This window comes from Nostoc sp. ChiSLP03a, from assembly GCF_034531215.2.
GTDB lineage: Bacteria > Cyanobacteriota > Cyanobacteriia > Cyanobacteriales > Nostocaceae > Nostoc.
Genome location: NZ_JAVRBQ020000091.1, coordinates 14,874 through 38,043, shown reverse-complemented (window position 1 = coordinate 38,043; position 23,170 = coordinate 14,874). Strand labels below are relative to the sequence as shown.

The window sequence follows — 23,170 nt, the reverse complement described above, 5'->3', positions numbered from 1 at the left end:
TAATCTAATTCAGTATTTGTATTTTTGAGTTAATTGAGGTGGCGGTTGCGCGACGTGCAACCGCCACTTCGTCCTGAACGAGCGCACGACTATTCAAGTGCAAAGTACCCACAGCTTGATAACCCGCAACTTGGGTTACTAAATGAATTTCCTAATTATTTTTCGCGTTTACAATCAAACTTTATTTCCTGCGACTATGATTTCAGATACCAAAACCATTTTTGCTATCTTGACTGATAAAAGGTCTACCATCGACTGGAACCAACTGCTTACCGAAATCTTGACTGCTTTCGATTGCTCTACAGCTACCATCCATACCCTAGATAAAGACAGCCAGTTATTGCACCTAAAGGCTTACCAAGGCATTCCAGAATTGCTTTTGCCTAAAATGACGATAATTCCCACTGGCAAAGGGATGGCTGGTGTCGCCGCTGAACGCAAGCGACCCGTACAGATTTGCAACCTGCAAACCGACGAATCAGGAGTGGTTAGACCCTCAGCAAAAGAAACGAAGGTAAAAGGTTCTATGGCAGTGCCACTGATGCTGAATGGTCAATTGCATGGTACTTTGGGCATTGCAAAGCCAGTTCCCTACGAATTTATTGTCGAAGAGGAAGAGATACTGATGGAGATTGGAGAGGCTATTAGCCGGAAAATCGTCAGTTAAAATCAAATACTATTACTATTTTTCAAAATACTTCATTGCTGTTTGTACTTTCTCAACTTGTCTGGGTGCTTGCATTTCGTTAAAGAGGGCGATCGCTTGGACAGAACTTTGCCTACTTTGCTCGATTTTACCCATTTTTTTATTAGTCAATGCCAATTGATAATAAGCTTCAGCTAAGTCTGATTTAGCACCAATTTTATCAAGAATTTCTATTGCTTTTGAATGATGAAAAATTGCTATAGTAAATTCCCTCTGTTCTCGAAAAATTTCCGCCAGACAACTTATAGCTTTAGCTTTAATCTGGGTAAAGTTGTTTTCTTCAGCATGAAATATAGCTTGTTGGCAGAACTTAAAGGCTTTTTTGAGATTACCTAAATTTTTATAAGTTAAGCAGAGAGTTACTAAACTATGCCCCATTCCCCATAAAGTCACTCTACTTGACAATGACATAGTATAAAAGGCATCTTCAGCAAGGGAAAAGGCATCTTTTCTGCTACCAAAACGTGATTTTACCAAAGCTAAACAACATTGAGCATAAGCCATGTAATCATCAATATTGCTATTTGCTTCAGCAAGGCTACAAACAGAATTAAAACAATCTTCGGCTGCTTTTATTTCCCATAGTTCTAGTTTACAAAGCCCTGTATTGAACAAAATAGATATTTTTGTTTGCTTGACATCTAATTTGTCTAATACTTCTTCTGATTTCTCATAGCATTCTATAGCTTCTCTAATGCAACCGATAATTCGATATGTATAGCCAAGGATATTGTAAAGTCTAATTAATCTTTCTTGCGATTTTATATCGTCTATTATCCGTTTAATGACAGAGAAGTTTTTCTGGAGCAGTCCCAGTTGGTAAAATGAGCAACCCAAAGGCAAACCTATACTCCACTGTTTACCTCGTCCTTGTAAAATTACATCACCAGCTTGCTCAAAATCATTAATTTCTACATAGTGATAATAAGCTTCTAAAGCAGTCAAAGCATCTGTAATATTTTTGATGTCTGCAACTCTTCGCGTCCAAAATTCTGCGGCTTTTCGGTTGACTAATTCCCATTCTTCACTGACTAACCTTAATCGGCTAATTGCTTCATCACGAATTACCGGATGCAGCCAATATTGTCCTTTTTTTGCTTCTATTAAAGACAAATCTTGCAGAGCTTTAATTACCCGTCTACGTTGTTGTTCTGGTACATCCCAAAGCAAAGATAAAACTCCTTCAATAGGCACTGAAGTAATATCTTGATAACGATAGCATCCTAAGCGACACAACAGGCAATAGGCTTCTAAATCATTCGTTTGGAGTCGCGTAAATTGGCTGGCAACTAAATCTTTTAACTCTCTTTCTATTAATAAATATGTACAGTTCTCCTGCCAATAGGCGTGTATATCACCAGAAAAATCTGTCAATATTGCTCCTCGGAGAATTTGCATTGCTTTGGCATTACCTCCATAAGCTCTACACATTTCACTGAGAATAGTAGAATCACAATTGATATGGTGACGGCTGAAAAACTGTCGCCATGCTTCATCATCTAAACCTTCGAGTGGATAAAGATGAACTTCTACACTAGACTCCCGCAAACGCTCACGACTTGTTACTAAAGTAACTGAATGCACATCTGAATCTGCTAATACTCTCAATAACTCAACATAAGGGCGACGATATTCTAAAAACTTGCCATTTTTATCGAGAGCTGTTTCTAGATTATCGATAAATACCCCAATTTTAGAAGCTTGCTCTCGGAGTTTGCGGCGTAGTCGTTCTAAGCTGATACCAAAGTCACCTCCTGGTTCTTCGTTAAAGTATCGCCGTAGCCATTCTTCAACCACACTTTCCACTGGCGTGAGGTTTTGGATTTCTGTAGCCATCCACAGTTCCAGGACAAAACTAAATTTTTGACTTTTAAAATATTTGCGTGCTAAGGTGGTTTTGCCAACACCACCTTCACCCTGGATGAGGATAACTTTTGCTCCTCGACTAACGAGGGTGTGGAGTTCGGCTATTTGGCGATCGCGCCCTACAAAGTTAGAATCTAAATCTTGGGGACTAGTGCCGTTAGTCGCTAAATTGGCAATATGGAAGATTTTTTGCGACTGTTGGCTTGCTCTAAATCCCTGAACTATCCCTTGGAAGGTTGATTTAGAGACTTTCACTCCTAGCACTTTTGACAGTAAATGCCAAAGTTCTGCACCAACTGATTTTAAATGCGCTTCTGTATAACCACGCCTGCTGGCAATATCCTGGTAAGTCCGCTTTTCATCCTCCCACAAATGCCGCAAGATAATCCTTTGAGCTTTATCTAAGTGTTCTCCCGTCTTGAGAAAAACCAAGTTATCTACAAACTCTAAGGCTTCTTCTGCACCCATTTGCGAACTTGATGTATCATTTGTAATTTATTATAACTATATTTTTACTACTTATTCCTACCTTCCATAGTACAAAATACTTTTTCCTACTCGGTAGGAAACTTACTTTATCAGACTGCAAAGCATTTTCGCCTGTATTACTCTTGTAATTAATACAGGCGAAGTTAAGTTAAGCGCCAAGAAAAGGTGGTTGAGGAGAGATTTAGAGAGCGCTACTACTGCAAGCTTAGTAAATCACAAATGTTATCGTCCCATATTAATTACTCATGAAAGTGGTGTCTACTAAACAGGCGGTGGGTATTAACTAACTAGATTCTGTAGAGCGTATTTACAACTAAGTATATAAGTCTTTACCCTACAGGAGGTTCAATGATGTTAGACAAAGATTGTCATCATGATTGCAATCAGAATCAGTGCCCTTTTGCCCAAGATACGCGTAATCCCAATAGATATGTCTGCCTCAAATGTGGTATTGAGCGAGAAATAAATCAGTATTCTTCTGGTTTTGGCTCGTTATTGCTGTTGTTATTGAGCTTGTTTATCGCATTTCAACTGCTAGTTAATTATGAAAAGCAAAACAATGTACAAAGACAACAACAGTCTTTGAATAATTCACCTAACAACGCAATTATCCACTTGTAAAACTAATACTGTTGATTCTCTATAGCCTCATTTTTTCAGAGGTGTAGGGGAATAAAAAAAATATTCCCTGCCAAAAATTTAGCTAATTTCGTGAGTAAAAACATGGACGCAAATCAGGATACGCTTTTATTTCGCTTTGCCTCTAAATCCTTGAAATATTTTTTGTTGGTACTATTTGGCATTGCGATCGCTTACGTTTTATCAAGTGGTTTAGGTATCTTACAAATCATACCCATACTGCTGTACCTTTTACAACAGTTTTTGCTTCCACTGGGAATTATCCTGTTGTGTTTAATGACAATAGCAGTCATTTTTGAATCCCTGCGTTAAAAATTGGGGGAGTGGTAAGTTAGGAGTTAGCAGTAGAGACGCGATTAATCGCGTCTGTACAGGAGTTAGGAGTTTGGAGTAAAGAATTAATTGCCTTTCTTGTCTCCCTAATCTCCCTCACTTTCCCCTGGCATCTAAAAACTTCAACTGGTGGTATAAACAGCTAATCTGCGCTAAATTTACACCTACTGCTTGGGCTTTTCGTAATGGGTTGCCGAAAATTGCTTCTATCTCCAAAGGACGATGTTCGTCGTAGTCAATTTTCATGCTGGGGCGGTAAGGTGTCATTTTGACAGTATAATCGAGCATTGTTTGAATGAAGCGATCGTTAATAATTCGCCCATAACTTTTTGCCCCCGCCGCTACTTCATACATCAATTGTTCAACTAACTTGCGGGTGTACTCATACGCCATTAATTCATCTGTTCTAGCGTTGAGAATTACAGAAAGCCCATTGTACGGGATATTCCACACCAACTTTTTCCAACGTGCTAGTAGTAAATCTTCAGCTAATTCAATTGATATACCAGCGCTTTCAAAGTCATCAGCAATTTGCTGCATCCTCTGAGTTATCCCACTAGGCTGATAATTAGGAGTATATTCACTGAAGGTAATTTGCCCATAGTCTAGGTGGTGTATATGCCCTGGCCCCACTTTATTAGAACATAAAAAGCACAATCCACCGATAACCGTTACATTACCAACAATTTCAGCGACTTCCTCTTCTACACCAAGTCCATTCTGTAATACCAACACCACCCCATTGTCTTTAACTACAGGTGGCAACATCTTTGGTAGTAAATGGTTTTGCGTCGTCTTTAATGCCACCACCACCACATCGCATTGTGGCATCTTTTCTACGTCGTTGTAGGCATGGACTTCAGGAAGGGTAAAGTCACCGTCTTTGGACTCTACCACCAAACCATATTTCTTTACCTGTTCGTAATCACTCTTGAGCAAAAAGTGGACATCCAACCCGGCTTTTTGTAATCTTGCGCCATAGAATCCACCTAATGCTCCAGTTCCCAGAATGGCATACGTGCGATCGGACATTTCTTTAGATAACGGAATTTTCCTAGAAACATCATAAGGTGATGTCTGACGAGGGTACGCGTCTAGGTGTAGTTTATTCAACGCCTGATTTTAAATTTATTTTGTTTAATAAAACTTAAAATAGGTTTATTATCCTTTAAAATCTTTTGCAGAGATTTAGGTAAGATATATGGCTGATATTGTTGATATTGCAGTTACGTCTGAGTCGTTTAAAACACTGGTGGCAGCTGTGCAAGCTGCTGGTTTAGTAGAAACTTTAAAAAGTCCTGGCCCGTTCACTGTCTTTGCACCAAATGACGATGCTTTTGCCAAGTTACCAGCGGGAACTATCCAAACTCTGTTACAGAATATTCCCCAGCTAATACGGATTTTAAAGTATCATGTCGTTCCCGGAAAGCTGCTAGAGGCTGATTTGGCACAACTCGGTACGGTTAATTCTGTGGAAGGTTCACCCATTAAAATTCATTCTTCTGATGGTTTTGAAGTTAAAAATGCCACAGTTTTAGCAGCAGATATCGAAGCTGATAATGGTGTGGTACACGTTATCGATACGGTGATTTTACCAGGTTAATTCTGGCTAGGGTGGGTATTTTCCACCCTACCGATCCAAAATCTTTATAATTAACTAACTATTGGTACTATCAAAACGCAACTCAAAAGTTTAGTTTGTGTTATGTTTGCAATGTGAGTACTCACTGTTATGTTAATGTAAATTTCGTTGTTTTAAAATAAATTAAATTCTTAAAAAGCCAACATCTATCCCAGGAAATTAATGCTCGATTTTAACACTTTAGCTGAGTTCTCTCGTGGCAACTGCGTAAGCATTTGTGCATTTCTCGTACCAGCGAACTTACTTGTCACAATTTTAACGATGAGCCTAGTTGCCTTACGTTGTCCATCGACTCAAGTGTGGCAATCTGCTGGAATCGCTAGCTTTTTCGCTTCTGTAATGATACTGCACGTATATACTTGGTTCATGATTGGTGTGGTGATGGCTCCTACTTATATCTTGATGTGGCTAGCAATCAGTTGCTTAGTAACTAATTTTGCAGCAATTCTTTTTCAAAGACGCTACAGCAACAGCCCTAGTCTTTCCAACTGAAGTCTATCAGACATCTATGGATGATATTTTCAGCAAATCAATCATCATTCGATCGAATAATTACTAATTCGTAATTCGTAATTAAAGAGGGTTTAAGCCCCCACCATAATCTCTGCTGAAGGGTGGTAAACAAGATAGTGGAGGGTTCAAGCCCCAAAGGAATTGCAACTACGAATTACGTTAGCGTAGCGGTAGCAAATCTGCAAGCGTCATTATCAATTGCGAATTATGTTGACGCTTCTCCATTCATGCTCAAGGATGGCATATAGCCAAGAGTCTTGCCATTCTCCCTTAATCCAATGGTGTTCTCGCAAATACCCTTCCTGCTGCATTCCGATTTTTTGCATAACTCTTGCTGAGGCAATGTTTTCTGGGTGACAAGTAGCAAAGATGCGATGTAAGCCTAACTCATGAAAACCAAATGATACAACTGCTTTTACAGCTTCAGTTGCATATCCTTGTCCCCAAAATTCCTTAGTAAAAGAGTATCCAATAGAGCCTATTTGGTTGTCAGTATCCCGAACGGATATACGACAGATACCAATTAATTGCTTTTGGGGTTTTAAAGTCACTGCCAAGGCAAAATGCTGACGGGGTTTTTCGCCTTGCAATGAAATCTCTTTTTGCAAAAAGTTTTTGGTATCTTCTTCAGTATTCGGGCCAAAAGTCAAGTAACGCACAACTTCAGCATCAGCAGCATATTGATGAACCTCTTGCCAATCTGATTCTACAAAGTCTCGCAGTATAAGACGTTTGGTTTCTATTGGGATCATTTGGGAAATTCTGCACGTAACTGACTGACTACCCGATCTAGTCCTACGGAATGGGCGGCTTTGAACAATAAACGATCGCCTGCTTGCACAAATGTCTTCAACCTAGCCACCAACTCGGCATGAGTTGCAAAACACTCCGATGCAACACCCTCTGCACTAAGAGCGATCGCTTCGGCATCTTGTCCATCTACCAAAACCAACAAGCCGTCTAAATTCAACTTTCGTACTGTTTCTCCCACTAGCTGGTGCAACTGCTGCGATCGCTCTCCCAATTCTTTCATTGCACCCAATACGGCAATTTTCCGCTTTCCGGGTGTATCTGCCAATAATTGCAATGCTGCAATCATAGCTTCTGGTGCAGCATTATAAGTTTCATCTAAGATTACCACATCGTTGGGTAAGGTAAATCGCTGCGATCGTCCTGTGGGCATATCCACGATCACACCTGATTTGAGGGTTGCCCAATCGATCCCTAAAACCTTTGCCACCGCTAAAGCTGCCAAGAAATTAGTCGCATTATGACGACCAGCCAAAGGTAGAGGTAGTTGGATTCCTGCGACTTCCACCTGGTCGTTATCAATTAACTGCCCTTGAATATCTCCACCAGAAAAGCCGTAAGTCAAAACTTCTCCCTGCCAAAATTTCGCTGCTGTGGCCATTAATAAAGGATTGTCGTGATTGAGAATTGCTACACTATCAGCAGACATTTCGGCTAACAACTCACATTTTGCCTCAGCGATCGCTTCTTCGGAACCGAGTAACTCAATATGCGCCGTCCCCACATTGGTAATTACTCCAATTGTTGGCCGCGCTATTTGCGTCAGTTCGGCAATTTGTCCTCTACCGCGCATCGCCATTTCAATCACGGCGTAATCGTGTTCTGCGCCAAGTTCTAAAAGAGTTTTTGGAACACCGATTTCGTTGTTGTAATTTCCATAAGTTTTGTGAACTCGTCCCTTTGTTCCTAAAACTGCGGCGAGCAATTCTTTGGTTGTAGTTTTACCCACCGAACCGGTTACACCAATTACAGGAATATTAAAGCGATCGCGCCACCATCGGCCAATTTGTTGATATGCCTGGAGGGTGTCTTTTACCTGTAGTACCGGAAAACCAGGATTTTCGTATTCAAAATCTACGATTGCAGCTATTGCTCCTTTTGCGATCGCAGTTGGCACAAATTCATGTCCATCAAACTTATCGCCTCGGAAAGCGACAAATACTTCACCCGGCTTCAAGGTACGGCTATCTGTTTGGATACCGCTAGTTACTTGTGTTAATGCAGTTTCAGATAAGTTTACAGAGTGGGCCAAAATAATTTCAGCCAGTTGGGTTAAGGTGACAGAACAAAGCATAAACAATTGATAATTTATTTAAAGTTGAAAATCATAAAAGCAAAAAATAGTGGCAAAGAAGCTTAACTTCCGTGCCACGCTTTATTTATAAGCTACTTATACAGTTTAATCAAGTAAGGACAATGGGCATCACAAGTTATGTTCGATCGCCCTATGCACGATTTTTAATCAAGATTACTTGTATAATTTGTATTGCTATCTCACTCGAAACCCCTAAAGCTTGATATAAATCAATTAAGAAGTTTTTTTCTTCTTCAGGTATAATACCTTCAGCTAGGACAAAATCGGTGGCTACTGTAAAGGCTGTTTCTCGCAAATCTTGAGATAGATAATCTTTGGCTGCATTAAACAAAGCATTAAAGTCATCACCTTGGAGAATGCTCAAAATTTTTTCAAACAGCCTGTTCATCATTTCATGAGAATAACTTTTAAAAAGTTTCATCCGAGACAGCACAGAAATGATAGAATTTGCTTGCTCAACAGAAAGATAACCGTCTGAAGCCGTTGCCGTTAATATAATGACAGCAAAAGCTTCCGCTGGACTGAGTGCTGCTTGGGCTTGGCTATCTGTACCCAACACAGCGTCGAATAGACCCATTGTAGTAGCTCCTTGGTTAGAGTCCCAATAGCGTTAGTGTTACCTGTATGTTTGGTAGATTTACAGGTAACACTGTGACGCTTGAGACTTTCATCCTTTAGTGTTCCCAGGATTGATTCACGGCGAACACTCGTATCCAAAGGTTTTTGGCAGGAACTACATTGCCATCCGTAAACTTAGCGTTCTCCGGTCTTTTCTATTGTCTCAATTACCGCCAGACCTATACCAGAAGCTGCCATTAACAGTACTACTGAGATCAGATAGGCGTTGGTCAGCATTCGTAAGGCTTCGTCGAAAAAAATATAGGTGGTCATTGCTTCACCTTTTTAAATTTGTGCTGCTTGTGCTTTTTATTTCTCCACACCCCGATAGGTGAATTTCGCTGAGAAACTGCTAGCAATTGCATCTTAACAAAACTTTAGCTCTTTCAGAACCCCGCTGAAAATTTTTATTTCTGAAGATTCTATGAAGTTTATAAAAAAGGAATGGGGAATGGGGCATCCCTTCTCTTTCTCTACGAGACACACTCGCGTTCGCTCAGGGTAAGCGGGATTGGGCAAAACAACTTTCTCGCTGCAATTTCCCTTGCTCCTGCTGTGATTTGGCTCAACTAATGACACGCACTAGGTGGAATCACACCATATCTTGCCACGATTTTTTTCTATGACTATTTTGTAGCTGATGGATAAGCCCATACCAGTACCTTTGCCGATGGGTTTCGTGGTGAAAAAAGGATTAAAAATGCGCGATCGCACTGTTTCAGGTATCGCACAACCATTGTCGGCGATCGCAATTGCACCAACTACAATCCTTAACAAGGAAACACCAACAAAGCTTGCAACCAGTTTGTGAGAAATTTTCATAACTGTATGTCAGCTATAACCGCGTCAGTATTCAGTGTTCCCAAATTTTTGCAGAGAATTTAAGCTATTACCTTGGTAACTGCGATCGTCGGTATATATATCAGGTATTTTGTGAAATGGGATAAACAAGACAAGCTTAAAGTAAACAGCGTTCAATCGTCGCTACAACTGATTGAGAAAGAGTATCGAAGTCATAACCACCTTCTAAGCCAAACAGAATTTTACGAGTTAGCCCCAAACAATAATCAGTAAATAAAGCGTAGTCTTCTGGCTGTAAATTAATACTTGCCAAAGGATCTTCTGCATTGGCATCGTAACCAGCACTAATAATTAGTAAATCTGGCTGGAAGTTGGCTAAAAACGGTACTACCTGGTTTTCAAATAGTGGCTGATATACAGCAATATCACTACCAGGGCGTACTGGTAAATTTAATACGTTATTGTGAAAGCCGCGTTCCGTCGATCTTCCCGTACCGGGATAGCATGGGTACTGATGTAGAGAACAATAGGCGATGCGTGCTTCAGTTTCAACGATCGCCTGAGTACCATTACCGTGATGTACATCCCAATCAAGGATGGCGACGCGGTTAATTCCAGGTTGTTCTAGAGCAAATAAAGCGGCGATCGCGGCATTAGAAAATAGGCAAAAGCCCATCCCTGCATCACTTTCAGCGTGATGTCCTGGGGGACGCGCTAGTACAAAAGCTGGATTAGCCGACCGTAACACAACCTCAACTCCATCTAACCATGCACTGACTGCCAATAATGCCACATCATAACTGCGTGGGGAAACTGGCGTATCTCCATCCAAAGGGCCGCCGCCACTAGAAGCGATTTGCCATAGTTTTTTGATATAGGCTGGGCTATGTGCTCTAACCAATGAAGACATCAGCGATGGCTGTTCTGATGCTGGCGTAGGCAAGTGCCAAGTGATTTGATCTGCAAAGATAGCTGCTTTGAGGGCATTTGCGATCGCACTTAAACGTTCTGGTTTTTCGGGATGGTATTTTCCAGTCTTGTGATCTAAAAATTCGTCGGAATAAATGACTGGTAGCATAGGACGAAAAAGGTCGGCAGCAAGACAATGAATTTTATTGTATCCTCACTGGTACCAAGAGTTTCCCTTGTATTAGATCGTTGGTCGTTTACTTTCGAGGACTTCTGTTGCTTTCTGTTCAGAAAGTGGGCGGTAGAATAAAAAACCCTGTACCTCCTCGCAGTTGATAGATTTCAAAAACTCCAATTCCTCTTCCTTTTCTACCCCTTCGGCTGTTAACTTTAATCCCAAACTGTGTCCCAAGGTAACTATGGCCTGGATAATATGAGCTACTTTGGTATCCTGCGTCAAATATTGAATAAAAGATTTATCTATTTTCAGATTGTGGAGTGGCAAAAGCTGTAGGCGCGAGAGCGAGGAATGACCTGTACCAAAGTCATCGATGGAGATATAAACACCCATCTGCTGTAGCTCCTCTAACACCCTTCTGGTAAAACCCAAGTCCTCAATCGCTGTGGTTTCCATAATTTCTAATTCTAAAAAGCGCGGCTCCAGACCCGTTTGTTCTAAAACCTTAGCTATAGTCTCTACCAATTTGGGTTGACGGAACTGCTTCAGAGAAAGATTGACAGCGATCTTAATCGGTGGCAATCCAGCATCTTGCCATGCTTTATTTTGGCTACAGGCCGTCTGTAGAGTCCATTCGCCGATGGGGACAATTAATCCACTTTCTTCAATCAAAGGAATGAATACACTGGGGGCAACTAATCCCATCTCTGAGTGCTGCCAACGCAAGAGAGCCTCCATACTAGTAATTTCTCCTGTGGCAATGTTCACACGAGGCTGATAGTAAAGCTTAAATTCGTTGCGTTCTAGGGCATAGCGCAAGCTCTTTTCTAAAGTCAGGAGTTCAGGATTTTTAGCACTCAGAGAAACACTGTAAAATTGATAGTTATTCCGCCCTTTGTCCTTGGCGTAGTATAAAGCCGCATCTGCGTGCTGGATTAGGGTTTCGGTATCAGGGCTGTTGCGATCGAGTAAGGCAATACCGAGGCTAGCAGTTACATAAAGTTCATGCTCTTGGAGATGAAAAGCATCCTCTAAGGCTTGTAAGATTCTCTGCGCCACCAAAGTTACCTCTTCAATATCATTGATTCGTGGAAGTAAAATAGTAAATTCATCGCCTCCCCAACGGGCTACAGTGTCTCCATCTCTGAGTGAGTTTTTTAATCTTTGAGAGACGCTTTGTAACAATTGGTCTCCCAGAGTGTGACCCAGAGTATCATTAATCACCTTGAAGCGATCCAAATCGAGGAAAATCACAGCTAAACTTTCGCCATTTCGAGTGGCGTTGGGCAGAGTTTTACTGAGCAACTCGTTAAATAGTAGACGATTTGGCAACCCTGTCAGCAAGTCATGGAGGGCTTGATGGCGAATCTTTTCTTCTACTTGCTGACGTTGCCGCGCACCAATGATACTGGCGGCCATGGTCAAAAGAGTAGATTCTTCATGCTTTGACCAATGACGTTCAAAGGTGCAGTCTGCCAAGCCAAGATACCCCCAGAAATGATTATCCAAGCGAAGAGGTACCAAGAGAAGGGATTTAATGCCATCTCGAATCAGGAATTCTTGTTCGGCGACAGGAAATTTTTGAGTGATGCCGCTAATCGACTGGCCGCTAGAGAGAACTGTGTACCAACGAGCTAATTCAGGAGCTTGATAAAACTGATTCTGCCAATTGTGGAGGGTAGATTTAATCCCAGATTGTGTCCATTCAAACCGTAGGCTGACTGCCATTTCCTCTGTAATAGGATGGAGATGGTTCTGAAAGAGATAGGCACGATCTGCCTTGGCAGCTTCACCCACTACCGCTAGAGCTAGATCGATACCAGTTTCGTAATTCATTTCTCCTAGCAAATAATTGGCAGCTTCTGCAACTGCTTGTAGCAAGCGATCGCGCTGGCGTAGTTCGGCTGTAGCTTGCTTTTGCTCTGTAATATCTCTAATAATAAAAGTTCTAATTAAATCACTTTCCGGAAGATAAAGTACGGATTGTTCAAAAACTTCTGTACCTACTTCCACCTCGCGCACAAAAGAATTGTTTTCTAGATTTTTAGCTCCAATCAACAGTCCCGTTAAAATTGGGTGTTCTGTCCCAACTTCCCTAAGATTGGGAAACTTGATCGCTGCGGCTGGATTGAGATATGTAATTCTTCCCTCGAAATCCATTTCAATAATTGAATTGGGGATGAGTTCAGGAAAGGATGCTAGGCGAGCTAGAGCAGACTCACTAGCTGCTTCAAAGCCAGGATCGATGGCTAAGGTTTGAAACGGATTGGCAGGACTGGCTTGCTCTGATAAAAAACCAGATAAGTCTTCAACATCAAAAGATTCAGAAAATGCTTGTTCGGAAATATTGGAAATAGCATAATATTTAGCCTGAGCTTTATTACTACCAAAAGCAATGATATCTCCATGCCTAAGATTATGAGAAAAGCATTTATTACCATTCACAAATAAGCCATTAGTACTTCCTTTCCCCTTATAGTTACCATCAATAATCTGGAAGCCGTATTGGTCAGTTTCTGGAACAGTGACTCGCAATAAAATTGCATGTTGCATTGATACCGATCGGGAAGCCAAGACAATAGTGTTTGCAGGATGCCGCCCTAGAGAATAAGTAGTCTCTCGCAGGGCGACAGTTCGCCGTCCTTCCAGGTCTTGGATGACCAACAGATGGCGTATTTTTTCCCGCTCATTTCCTCGCATGGCTGTTCCTCAAATTTTTCATATAATTAATATTTATGTCTTAGTCTGAAAAAGACTGCTCCTATAAGTCCAGAATTTCCGGCTGCACTTATGGGAAAACTTGCTCAATCAAAGTTCTCACCATTTGCGTAGGCGAGCATTTACCGCAGGCATCGCAAAATTGGTATAAGGGTGTAAACGAGCTTTTACCTTCATGATTGACCGCACTCAGCACTCTTCTTTTTATAGAATGAGTTGGCTAATTATTCAATCAGTTTTTGTAGTAGAAATTATAGTTTTTTCTCTACTCATAGATAAGTTATAAACTTTGTTCCTTCATCTATATCATTTAACCTTGTCTTTCTTAGGATACCCAGATTAACAATTCAAAATTAAAATTTGAAAATTGTACCCTTACAGGGAAGCAAGCTAGGCGTAACGTGATGTTGCAGCAGCCTCTTGTAGAGAAGAGAGTTACATAAGAAAATTTCAAAGCCGACTAAAACTGAACAAAGTCGGAGCCAATGCGCCTTCGATCTCAGTGTAGATTTTGGCGTTAGTCTCTCTTTGCAGCTATCTATTAGTCACATGTTTTTTAAGACTTTATAAAATACCTAATCTCCGACCTCATAAACTTAGAGACTTCTTATGTCCTATATATAGATTATTAGTTCAATAAATTAGGGATATAAGATAGAGAAGTATGTTTAACTTTTCCTTTCCCCGATCGTGGGGTTGAAAAAGTGAGCATTGATTGAGTATGGTTAATGAGTACGAATTAATACCTGTTATTCACAATCGAATGCTGAAAGTAAGTGTTTTGAGCATTGGATGAGCATTTTAGAGAGAGTGAAGGCTGAAGTGTTGACATTATGTCGGTTTATCGTAATCTGCAAGAAACTCACTTAAATCGTGCCCGCGCCAGTCTCAGACAAGCGCTTTCTTGGTATGGATATCTTCGCAAGTCAGGACAGTTATCATCTAACCCAGAATTTGTAGGTTTGATGAAACCGGAATTGGAAGCTTTGAGAGCCACACTCAACAAGCTGGATTCAAACGTCATTAGAATTGCTGTCTTTGGTTTGGTGAGTCGGGGAAAGTCAGCAGTTTTAAATGCCTTGTTGGGAGACAAGATTTTGCAAACTGGGCCCCTGAATGGTGTCACCCAATGGCCCCGTTCCGTGCGGTGGCAGCCCAGTGATAAGGTACTAGTAGAGTTAATTGATACCCCTGGATTAGATGAAATTGAGGGGGAGTCACGTGCGGATATGGCACGAGAAGTAGTACATCAGGCGGATTTGATTTTGTTTGTCGTGTCTGGTGATATCACGCGTACTGAGTATCAAGCGCTGCTGCAATTAAGGCGCTCGCAAAAACCCCTGATTTTAGTGTTTAACAAAATAGACCTTTACCCAGATACAGACAAAGGAGCAATTTACCAAAATTTACAACAATTGGGTGCAGGGAATCCTCAAGCGAAACCTCTACTACCTGATGAAATTGTGATGGTGGCAGCGGAACCAGCAGCAATGGAAGTGCGAGTTGAATGGCCTGATGGGCGTGTCACTTATGAATGGGAGACACCACCACCGCAAGTAGACGAACTCAAAGAGATAATTCTGAATATTCTGAATCGGGAAGGGCGATCGCTTCTGGCTTTAAATGCACTGATCCAAGCACGGGATGCAGAAGCCGCGATCGCTCAAAAAACCATCGATTTACGCGAAAAGGAAGCCGAAGAAATTATTTGGCAATTTACCAAATACAAAGCCTTGGCAGTAATGCTCAATCCCATCGCCTTCTTAGATATCCTTGGCGGAACTGTTGCTGATTTAGCTTTAATTCGCGCTCTCGCTAGATTGTATGGTTTGCCGATGACTAGCTATGAAGCCGGGAAAATTTTAAAAACGATTTTATTTAGTTCTGGCGGTTTGCTACTTGGAGAACTAGGTAGTAGTTTGCTTTTGGGTTTAGGTAAGAGTACTGCCGCAATAACTAGTGGTGACAATCCCAGCAATATTACTGCTTTTGCTGGCAGCGCGATCGCTCAAGCTGGTATCGCAGGTTATGGCGCATATTCTGTTGGCAAAGCTGCCCAAATCTATCTCGAAAAAGGCTGCACTTGGGGACAATTAGGCGCTAGCAGCGTCATTCAAGAAATTCTCTCTCAAGTTGACCAAAATACAATTCTGTATCGTTTGCGACAAGAGTTAAACATAAAGTATTGAGAATAATTAAAAACTGCTATCTTTTTGTTACCGTTTATAAGCGTTTATCAACTTCTATCAAAGTCTTCTGACAATTAACTGACATTATCAATTTGGGATGCAAGATTGAAAACATGACGACCTCTACTTGCGATCGCAACTAGTAGAATTCCCATACCTTTTTGAATCTAAAGATGACAAGAGGGTAATCCCACTCAATTTTGCGAAAAAGATGGCGGTGTTTACCACTACTTATTGTGGGAAGCCTATCTAAACTAGAAATGTGAGCTGACTAAGGTCATTAAAAGCTCGCAGCTAATAACTCTGTCTGTAAATTAAAGGTGAAAGTATCATGACAACTACCCTAAAATTTGAAATTGCTGGGGCGGCAACTCTAGAAGAAGCCATTACTAATGCCATTACTGAAGCCCGGACAACTTGCGATCTAGATGGCAGCAATTCTGCTGGTTGTGCTGTAGCGTGGGACATTGTAGAAGAATTGCAGGCCGAAAAATCTCACCAACATCAAGCAAAATCCAAAAAAACCTCTTTGGAAAATTACTGCGATCGCCATCCAGATTCCGTAGAATGTCTAATCTACGACCTTTAATAAGAAAGAATTCAGGAGTCAGAATTCAGTATGAATTAAAGTCCAAGTGGAGATGAGTGGGTTTAAGTTCTCACTAATTGATTCTGAATTCTGCATTCTGAATTCTGCATTCTGCATTCTTTTTTAACTCTTGCGTAAATCAGTTGTTGCTGATTGCGTTATTCGCTTAATTGCTTCTAAATCAAGTGGTGGTGTTTCACTTTCCATTGCCAACCACAAAAGATATTCGATATTCCCAGCAGGGCCAACGATTGGCGACCAAGTTAAGCCTTTGTATTTCCATCCTAATTTGTGGGCAGCTTGCAAGACCTGGAAAATGGCATCAGCTTGGTCGTTTGGATCGCGTACAACACCTTTTTTACCCACACGCGATCTGCCGACTTCAAACTGTGGCTTGACTAACAATACAGCTTCTCGGTTAGCTTGAGTTAGTTGCCACAAAGCAGGCAGAATCTTAGTTAAAGAAATAAAAGATACATCAACCACCGCCAAATCAGGAATCGGGTCATTTTCACCATATAACTCATCTGGTCGTAGTTGCCGTAAATTGGTGCGTTCCCGTAAAATCACCCGCGAATCATTCCGCAACCGCCAGTCAACTTGTCCGTAACCAACATCAATACCGTAAACTTGTTTTGCTCCAGCTTGCAAGAGACAATCAGTAAAACCACCAGTAGAAATCCCACCATCTAAACAAATGCGCTCTACTACGGGAATGGCAAATACTGATAAAGCTTTGGAGAGTTTTTCACCGCCTCTAGAAACAAAAGGCGATCGCTCTTTAATATTTATTTGAGCAGCAATATCAACTTCTGTACCAGGTTTATCAACTAACTGCTGATTAACAGTAACTTCCCCCGCCTGAATTAGTCGTTGTGCTAAGGCGCGAGAAGAACATAAATTTAGCTCTACTAATAGTGTATCGAGTCGCTGTTTAGCCAATTAATTAGACTCTCCTGGTAAGATTAAAGCCAAAGCACGATTGATAATTTCTTCTTGGTTAACCAGCTTTTCTAATTCTTGGGCTTCATAACGACCTTCTTCTACTTCTAAGGAAGCCTGATCAATGGCATTTAAATAGGCTTCTGCTAAAATTTCTAACAACTCCTCTGGCGCAAGATAATAGCCTCCAGCTTTACGCCGCTTATTTTCCCGCTGAATTTCCAGAACCGAATTCCGAATTGAGACTTCCCAAGAGCGAGCCGTGCGATTTTCAGCTTGTTGTTTAATTAAATACAACAGCAAAATCACTGCATAGCTACGAATCGTCTTGATGATGTCATTTCGGCTCATTTCTGTTAATTCTTCAACTATAATCAATGCTCCTTGAACATCGCCCTTAACAAGCAAGTCTTTCAGAGTTAATAATTCTTCCATAATCAGCGCCTCAAACATGGGCAACTTCTATTGTGGCTTATAGCGGTTCTAGTACAGATAGGATAGGCTAATGCGTTTCATCTAGGAGCGATCGCTACTTAGTTTATTCCTATACTATTAAGAATTAGCTGACCAAAGCGTTCGGAAAATATACCTTCGTAAACCCGCTTGGGAACTGCTAAATAATAAGAGCAGGTATAAAATTTTCACAGTACTAATTAAATTGTCAAACAAGAATTTTTTGCATTAATAAAAGTAAACGCACCTTGCCAATCAAGCCAAAGTGCGATATGTCTTAAGTCCACTTACGCGAACTTTATTTGTATATTTCTGCGATTTTTAGTCACTAGGAATAGATTGCTAAATATCTATCTCGCTCAACTCACGTGTAATGTGATCGAATGGTTCATCTACAAAAACAGTATTAACCACACCTGCTGCTGCTACTTGCTCCTTAATTAGCTCCTTGAGAATCTGGATACCGCGAACCGTAGGGCCAATAGGTACTCCTAAAGAATTGTAAGTTTCCCGCAGCCCTTGCAGCACTCGTTCATCCAACACATTGGTATTCCCAGCAACTAGCGCATAAGTGGCGTAGCGCAGATAGTAGTCCATATCGCGTAGACAAGCTGCATAACGACGAGTTGTATAAGCATTTCCACCAGGGCGAATCAATTCTGGTAGTTCTTCAAATAACTGTAAACCAGCTTGCTTGACAAGTCCAGCCGCATTAGAATTTATCGCCGCCGCTGCTTGTACTCTTGCTGTACCACTATCAAAGTAAGACTTTAGGCTATCGATCGCATTCCGATCAAAATACCGACCAGCTAGGTCATAATTCTTAATTAAACTTGTTACCGCATCGCGCATTCCTTCTTCTCCCAATCATTGCTATTTATGGTTTGATATTTATTTGGCTGCACTTATGCACCAGTAAAGTTTTGTGCTATTAAAAATAGATTCGGCACAAAAACAATCTATCCACTACATAAGGATTTTATGTCAAAGTTGACCCCTATATGATGAACTTTCCAGTTTTGTACAGATGATCGCCGAAAGGTTAATATAACCTGATAATCCAGATATCTGTAGTGCAAGCTACAAAATCAGCTAATGTCTAGTATTTAAGATATTTCTGGTGTGTCACGGCCTGATTGAGATCGGCAGGGTTAGGATGCAATGTAATATTCTGGTTTACTTTAGGAAATTGGTAGAGAAGGAGTAACAATGACAACACCACAAGAAGTCTTGAAATTGATCCAAGACCAAAAAATTCAGCTGATCGATCTCAAATTCATCGATACAGTAGGGACTTGGCAGCACCTCACACTGTACCAGAACCAAATCGATGAGACTGCATTCACTGATGGCGTACCGTTTGACGGTTCCAGCATCCGGGGTTGGAAAGCGATCAACGAATCGGACATGACGATGGTACTCGACCCCAACACTGCTTGGATCGACCCATTCATGGAAGTACCAACACTAAGTATAATTTGTAGTATCAAAGAACCCCGCACGGGTGAATGGTACAACCGTTGCCCACGCGTTATTGCCCAAAAAGCTATAGATTACCTGGTTTCTACTGGTCTTGGTGATACAGCCTTCTTTGGCCCTGAAGCTGAGTTCTTTATCTTTGACAATGCTAGGTTTGCCCAAACCGCCAACGAAGGCTACTACTTCTTAGACTCCGAAGAAGGTGCTTGGAATTCCGGTAAAGCTGGTACAGATAACAAACCCAACTTGGGCTACAAACCTCGCTTCAAAGAAGGTTACTTCCCAGTTTCACCGACGGATTCTTTCCAAGATATCCGTACAGAGATGCTGTTGACGATGGCACAATTAGGTGTACCTATTGAAAAACATCACCACGAAGTTGCTACTGGTGGTCAGTGCGAACTAGGTTTTCGTTTTGGTAAGTTGATCGAAGCGGCTGACTGGTTGATGATTTACAAATATGTCATCAAGAACGTTGCCAAAAAATACGGCAAAACTGTTACTTTCATGCCCAAACCAATTTTTGGCGATAACGGTTCGGGAATGCACTGTCACCAGTCCATTTGGAAAGACGGCCAGCCTCTATTTGCAGGTGATAAGTATGCTGGTTTGAGCGATATGGGCTTGTACTACATTGGTGGTCTTCTCAAACACGCACCAGCGCTGTTGGCAATCACCAACCCTAGCACCAACTCGTACAAGCGCCTAGTACCTGGTTATGAAGCTCCTGTTAACTTGGCTTACTCCCAAGGGAACCGTTCTGCTTCTATCCGTATTCCTCTATCTGGTACTAACCCCAAAGCCAAACGTTTGGAATTCCGTTGTCCAGATGCTACTTCAAACCCCTATTTAGCATTTGCTGCAATGCTTTGTGCTGGTCTCGATGGCATCAAGAACAAAATCCATCCTGGTGAACCCTTAGATAAGAATATCTATGAACTCTCTCCAGAAGAACTGGCAAAGGTTCCTTCAACTCCAGGTTCTTTAGAACTGGCTCTGCAAGCACTGGAAAAAGATCACGCCTTTTTGACCGAATCAGGCGTCTTCACGGAAGACTTTATCGAAAATTGGATTGACTACAAACTAGGTAACGAAGTTAAACAATTGCAGCTGCGTCCTCATCCTTACGAGTTTTACCTCTATTACGATGCTTAATTAAGAGTCGTATCTAACTAAAAAGTAATAAGTAAGTTTTGCCACCCTAGATAAAGGGTGGCTTTTTTTAGAGTTGTCGGCTGAGATATTCACTCAAAAAATCAACCTTAAAACTTAGCTCATGGAAGCATGACTCGGCCCATAAATCATCCGAGTGTTAGCATCTACCTTCCCTTGAATTGGGTTCCAGTAGTGAGATGCTTCTTCAGGAAGACCAAGTTCTTGTGCAGCCCGCATCAGCATTGATTGTTGGCGATTCTTAACTTGCTGATGTTCACGCGCCATTAACGCCCGAGATTTATCTGCGATAGACATAACCATAGCCCTCTTTATTTTGTGAATATATAATTTTTGTTTTCCTGAAACTACTATAGCAAAAATTCTGTAACATAAGCTACTGTTTTAAAAATTTATATTTGCCTTTGCTGACAATTTCAGATATTTTTTCCCAAAGCTGGAAAAATACCCCTAAGCCACCTTTGAGGGGTAAAATCATCTGGCTTCAGGTTGTCTCACCTGAAAAAACACACCTCTCTCAAGACAGAACACTTATTCGTTACTTTTATTTACATTTAAAAGGTCTGACATTTAAGTTCAAAAGTGACTAATTTTTGTAACTTTTACTGTTTTCTTAGGTGAAGCGGCATAGATACAACAGTTGAAAAAAATTAAGTTAGCATTAAATAAAGATTTACAAAACTTTACATAAGTTATGACAGTTACCTACCCACGCAAATTTCAAAATGTTTTGAGTGCCAGAGATATATTGAAACGAGTGGTATGCGATCGCGAAATCCATCTCATTACCCTCAACCGCTACCGTTACAGCGAACAACGCAGTTGCAAAGACCTCACAGAGGTAATTGAACAACTGAATGGACAGCCACGCCAACTAGTGCGGGATTTGTCTCATCACATCTCAGATGAAGCTCGTCATGCCATGTGGCTAACTGACTTGTTGATTGATTTGGGAAGCGATATAGGAACTCCCCCCGGAACTTCCTATATTGATGAATTTGATCGGCTGCTCGACAAAGACATCTACGATCCAAAACACAACCTAGAGGACGGCATGATTGCTGCCTTGGCCGCAATCAACGTCACCGAAAAACGGGGTTGTGAGTATTTCTCTGCCCACATCCACGCGCTTAAACAAGCACCGCAGACAGAAGAAAACATCAAAATTCGGGAAACGATTGAAAAAATTCTCCCAGAGGAAGCAGGACACGTCCGCTGGGGTAATCGTTGGCTAGGAGAACTTGCGCGTAAGAGTCCAGAACATCAGCAAAAAGTAGAGCAAGCCAAGCGAAAATATACTGCAATTGAACAAGCTGCATTTGAATCAGGAATGGATATCACCTTGGGTGCAGAACTACGGCGAGTTGCCAACCTGGTGGAAGTCGCAAATACTATGCCGCTTTGGCAACGTCCTCAATACCTGATGGAGCGCTTACCCCAGACTTTGCTAGCGCCGGAGTTGCAATTTACTAGGATTCAAGCTGCACAAAAGGCTTGGCAGCGAGATCCACAGACATTCATCGAGAAGTTTGTGCCAATGTTCCTCAACGGCATCCAAGGTACAGAAGGTAGCCGCAAGAAAACAACGGTGTAAAAGGGCATGGGGGATTGGGTATGGGGCATTGAAATAATTAATAGTTTTTCTCCCTCATCTCTCCCACTCCTTTTTATTTAACGTGAGTTCGATGAATCTCTCCCTCCCAGCCTCCCTCCCCGAAACCCAAAGGGAGGAGCAACTACAAATTCAGCTTTTTGCTTTCCTCTCCGTGTCGGAGAGAGGTTGGGGGAAAGGTCAAATAAGACTTGTCGAACTCACGTTTCTTTATAAAAAATTCATCTAAAAAAACCAAATGCAAAACTTTGCATCTGGCCTTGGGTGTAAAATAATTAAAAAGACTAAGACGATCTGGCAAATCCTTCTTAACACTTATTTCGTCGGGAGCTATCTACGAGGAGAAGGAACCAAGGGGTAAAAGTAGGTCAAGAATAGTAAATTTGTTAGCAAGTGCAATAAACTTATACTACTTATGCGAATCCCTACTTAAATAAGCAAGAAATGAAACGAAAGGGATTTTATGCTTCGGCAAAAGACGCTAAACAGATGTCAGAGCGGAGAGCGGTCACTTTCTGATCTAGATAATCGGCTACTGGATGTATGAGAAGAAAATTTATTGGGGAATAAAGTGAAGTTGCCCTAAGGCTGTTTCTTCAACAAGTAAAATGTTTGAATTAGATGTACTTTAGATTAACTCATAGCCTAAGTAACATCTATGTTCTAGAGCCGTTGAAGATTGAGATGCAAAGCTTTCTACCGAATATAAGCAACAGTCGTAGAGCTTTTGAGGAGTTGGTAATGCTATCAATCAAAGCACTTAATTTGATTTGCTTTTCGATCGGCAGGATTGAGACCAACTATATATATACAAAGTTTGCAGTTGAAATACTAAGCGATCACTGAAGACTTTCGTGTGTCAACTGTATATATCTTTGCCAGAAAAGCTGTGTAAAAGACGTTAGCACAACATCCTGTTTTCTGGTAATTTTGTTCTTTTGGGAAAAGAGGCATTACCTTACAGTAGTTAAACCACAGCATAGATAGTTCGGACTTTTTGTGTCACTTCTCTGCGCCCACTACCGCGATGACGTGGCGCATCATCTGAAGCTTGTTCAGATGCCGCCGAGAGCCACTGTGACGAAGTAGGCGGGGAAGACAGCCCTGTTGATAAGTGATTGACCATTGCTTGGCAGTTAAAAGCTAAGGGGCCGAACACCAGACTCGAGACTAAAAGTGAAATGGCAGCACGCATA

The 23,170-nt window shown here is 41.3% G+C and carries 23 protein-coding genes; 9 read left to right on the top strand and 14 right to left on the bottom strand.

Features of this window, described 5'->3' with window-relative positions:
• Window positions 1-142: 142 nt before the first annotated feature.
• Entirely contained in the window at window positions 143-667 is a 525-nt protein-coding gene (locus tag RMY32_RS14910; RefSeq protein WP_322709888.1) for a GAF domain-containing protein, read from the top strand.
• A 15-nt stretch (window positions 668-682) separates the two neighbouring features.
• Here the strand turns inward: RMY32_RS14910 and RMY32_RS14905 are convergent, their stop codons facing one another.
• On the bottom strand, window positions 683-3,040 hold the full coding sequence (locus RMY32_RS14905) for an ATP-binding protein (RefSeq protein ID WP_322709886.1): 2,358 nt from the start codon (window positions 3,038-3,040) through the stop codon (window positions 683-685).
• Window positions 3,041-3,409: 369 nt separating this feature from the next.
• On the opposite strand from RMY32_RS14905, the gene RMY32_RS14900 reads away from it, so the two are divergent.
• Together RMY32_RS14900 and RMY32_RS14895 are read left to right on the top strand one after the other, a co-directional pair.
• Window positions 3,410-3,682 carry a hypothetical protein gene (locus RMY32_RS14900; protein WP_322709885.1) on the top strand — a complete coding sequence of 91 codons (273 nt, stop codon included), beginning with the start codon at window positions 3,410-3,412 and terminating at the stop codon, window positions 3,680-3,682.
• 102 nt (window positions 3,683-3,784) lie between these two features.
• Window positions 3,785-4,012 (top strand): hypothetical protein, encoded by a 228-nt coding sequence (locus tag RMY32_RS14895; RefSeq protein WP_292820417.1) that lies wholly within the window; start codon window positions 3,785-3,787, stop codon window positions 4,010-4,012.
• A 117-nt stretch (window positions 4,013-4,129) separates the two neighbouring features.
• Here the strand turns inward: RMY32_RS14895 and RMY32_RS14890 are convergent, their stop codons facing one another.
• Window positions 4,130-5,065, bottom strand: a complete 936-nt coding sequence (locus tag RMY32_RS14890) for a putative 2-dehydropantoate 2-reductase (protein ID WP_322709890.1) — start codon at window positions 5,063-5,065, stop codon at window positions 4,130-4,132.
• Window positions 5,066-5,234: 169 nt separating this feature from the next.
• Here RMY32_RS14890 and RMY32_RS14885 point away from each other — a divergent pair, with 169 nt between their 5' ends.
• Window positions 5,235-5,636, top strand: coding sequence for a fasciclin domain-containing protein (locus RMY32_RS14885; protein WP_322709884.1), 402 nt, complete (start codon window positions 5,235-5,237; stop codon window positions 5,634-5,636).
• Between the two features lie 201 nt (window positions 5,637-5,837).
• The gene (locus tag RMY32_RS14880) at window positions 5,838-6,167 is read left to right on the top strand and encodes a hypothetical protein (protein WP_322709883.1); all 330 of its coding nucleotides are present in this window, start codon (window positions 5,838-5,840) and stop codon (window positions 6,165-6,167) included.
• Between the two features lie 215 nt (window positions 6,168-6,382).
• Here RMY32_RS14880 and RMY32_RS14875 read toward each other — a convergent pair whose 3' ends face one another.
• The 7 genes from RMY32_RS14875 to RMY32_RS14845 all read right to left on the bottom strand — a co-directional run bounded on the left by RMY32_RS14875 (window position 6,383) and on the right by RMY32_RS14845 (window position 13,519).
• Window positions 6,383-6,940, bottom strand: coding sequence for a GNAT family N-acetyltransferase (locus RMY32_RS14875; protein WP_322709882.1), 558 nt, complete (start codon window positions 6,938-6,940; stop codon window positions 6,383-6,385).
• Window positions 6,937-8,292, bottom strand: a complete 1,356-nt coding sequence (gene murF, locus RMY32_RS14870; RefSeq protein ID WP_322709881.1) for a UDP-N-acetylmuramoyl-tripeptide--D-alanyl-D-alanine ligase — start codon at window positions 8,290-8,292, stop codon at window positions 6,937-6,939. Before murF ends, RMY32_RS14875 begins: the two co-directional genes overlap by 4 nt.
• Before the next feature lie 151 nt (window positions 8,293-8,443).
• Complete coding sequence (locus RMY32_RS14865) at window positions 8,444-8,890, bottom strand: tellurite resistance TerB family protein (protein ID WP_322709880.1); 447 nt, start codon at window positions 8,888-8,890, stop codon at window positions 8,444-8,446.
• A gap of 176 nt (window positions 8,891-9,066) precedes the next feature.
• Window positions 9,067-9,204, bottom strand: a complete 138-nt coding sequence (locus RMY32_RS14860) for a hypothetical protein (protein WP_190240853.1) — start codon at window positions 9,202-9,204, stop codon at window positions 9,067-9,069.
• A 309-nt stretch (window positions 9,205-9,513) separates the two neighbouring features.
• Window positions 9,514-9,753: an ATP-binding protein gene (locus tag RMY32_RS14855; protein ID WP_322709879.1), complete on the bottom strand. Its 240-nt coding sequence runs from the start codon at window positions 9,751-9,753 to the stop codon at window positions 9,514-9,516.
• 136 nt (window positions 9,754-9,889) lie between these two features.
• Complete coding sequence (locus tag RMY32_RS14850; RefSeq protein WP_322709878.1) at window positions 9,890-10,810, bottom strand: histone deacetylase; 921 nt, start codon at window positions 10,808-10,810, stop codon at window positions 9,890-9,892.
• Window positions 10,811-10,882: 72 nt separating this feature from the next.
• Window positions 10,883-13,519, bottom strand: coding sequence for an EAL domain-containing protein (locus RMY32_RS14845; protein ID WP_322709877.1), 2,637 nt, complete (start codon window positions 13,517-13,519; stop codon window positions 10,883-10,885).
• 851 nt (window positions 13,520-14,370) lie between these two features.
• Here RMY32_RS14845 and RMY32_RS14840 point away from each other — a divergent pair.
• Complete coding sequence (locus tag RMY32_RS14840) at window positions 14,371-15,726, top strand: GTP-binding protein (protein WP_322709876.1); 1,356 nt, start codon at window positions 14,371-14,373, stop codon at window positions 15,724-15,726.
• A gap of 331 nt (window positions 15,727-16,057) precedes the next feature.
• A complete protein-coding gene (locus tag RMY32_RS14835; protein WP_322709875.1) occupies window positions 16,058-16,315 on the top strand; it encodes a Calvin cycle protein CP12 in 258 nt (85 codons plus the stop codon).
• Between the two features lie 123 nt (window positions 16,316-16,438).
• Here RMY32_RS14835 and RMY32_RS14830 read toward each other — a convergent pair whose 3' ends face one another.
• The 3 genes from RMY32_RS14830 to apcB form a co-directional block, all read right to left on the bottom strand.
• Window positions 16,439-17,257, bottom strand: a complete 819-nt coding sequence (locus RMY32_RS14830; protein WP_322709873.1) for a TlyA family RNA methyltransferase — start codon at window positions 17,255-17,257, stop codon at window positions 16,439-16,441.
• Window positions 17,258-17,692 (bottom strand): DUF29 family protein, encoded by a 435-nt coding sequence (locus tag RMY32_RS14825; protein ID WP_322709871.1) that lies wholly within the window; start codon window positions 17,690-17,692, stop codon window positions 17,258-17,260. It abuts the gene before it with no gap.
• 360 nt (window positions 17,693-18,052) lie between these two features.
• Window positions 18,053-18,562 (bottom strand): allophycocyanin subunit beta, encoded by a 510-nt coding sequence (gene apcB / locus RMY32_RS14820; protein ID WP_322696913.1) that lies wholly within the window; start codon window positions 18,560-18,562, stop codon window positions 18,053-18,055.
• Window positions 18,563-18,919: 357 nt separating this feature from the next.
• Here apcB and glnA point away from each other — a divergent pair, with 357 nt between their 5' ends.
• Window positions 18,920-20,344 (top strand): type I glutamate--ammonia ligase, encoded by a 1,425-nt coding sequence (gene glnA, locus RMY32_RS14815; protein WP_322677021.1) that lies wholly within the window; start codon window positions 18,920-18,922, stop codon window positions 20,342-20,344.
• A 114-nt stretch (window positions 20,345-20,458) separates the two neighbouring features.
• Here the strand turns inward: glnA and RMY32_RS14810 are convergent, their stop codons facing one another.
• Window positions 20,459-20,659 carry a hypothetical protein gene (locus tag RMY32_RS14810; protein WP_322677020.1) on the bottom strand — a complete coding sequence of 67 codons (201 nt, stop codon included), beginning with the start codon at window positions 20,657-20,659 and terminating at the stop codon, window positions 20,459-20,461.
• A 397-nt stretch (window positions 20,660-21,056) separates the two neighbouring features.
• Here RMY32_RS14810 and RMY32_RS14805 point away from each other — a divergent pair, with 397 nt between their 5' ends.
• Window positions 21,057-21,956: a ferritin-like domain-containing protein gene (locus RMY32_RS14805; protein WP_322709869.1), complete on the top strand. Its 900-nt coding sequence runs from the start codon at window positions 21,057-21,059 to the stop codon at window positions 21,954-21,956.
• A gap of 985 nt (window positions 21,957-22,941) precedes the next feature.
• On the opposite strand, the gene patX is transcribed toward RMY32_RS14805, so the two are convergent.
• Entirely contained in the window at window positions 22,942-23,169 is a 228-nt protein-coding gene (gene patX, locus RMY32_RS14800) for a heterocyst-inhibiting protein PatX (RefSeq protein ID WP_322709868.1), read from the bottom strand.
• Window position 23,170 lies beyond the last annotated feature (1 nt).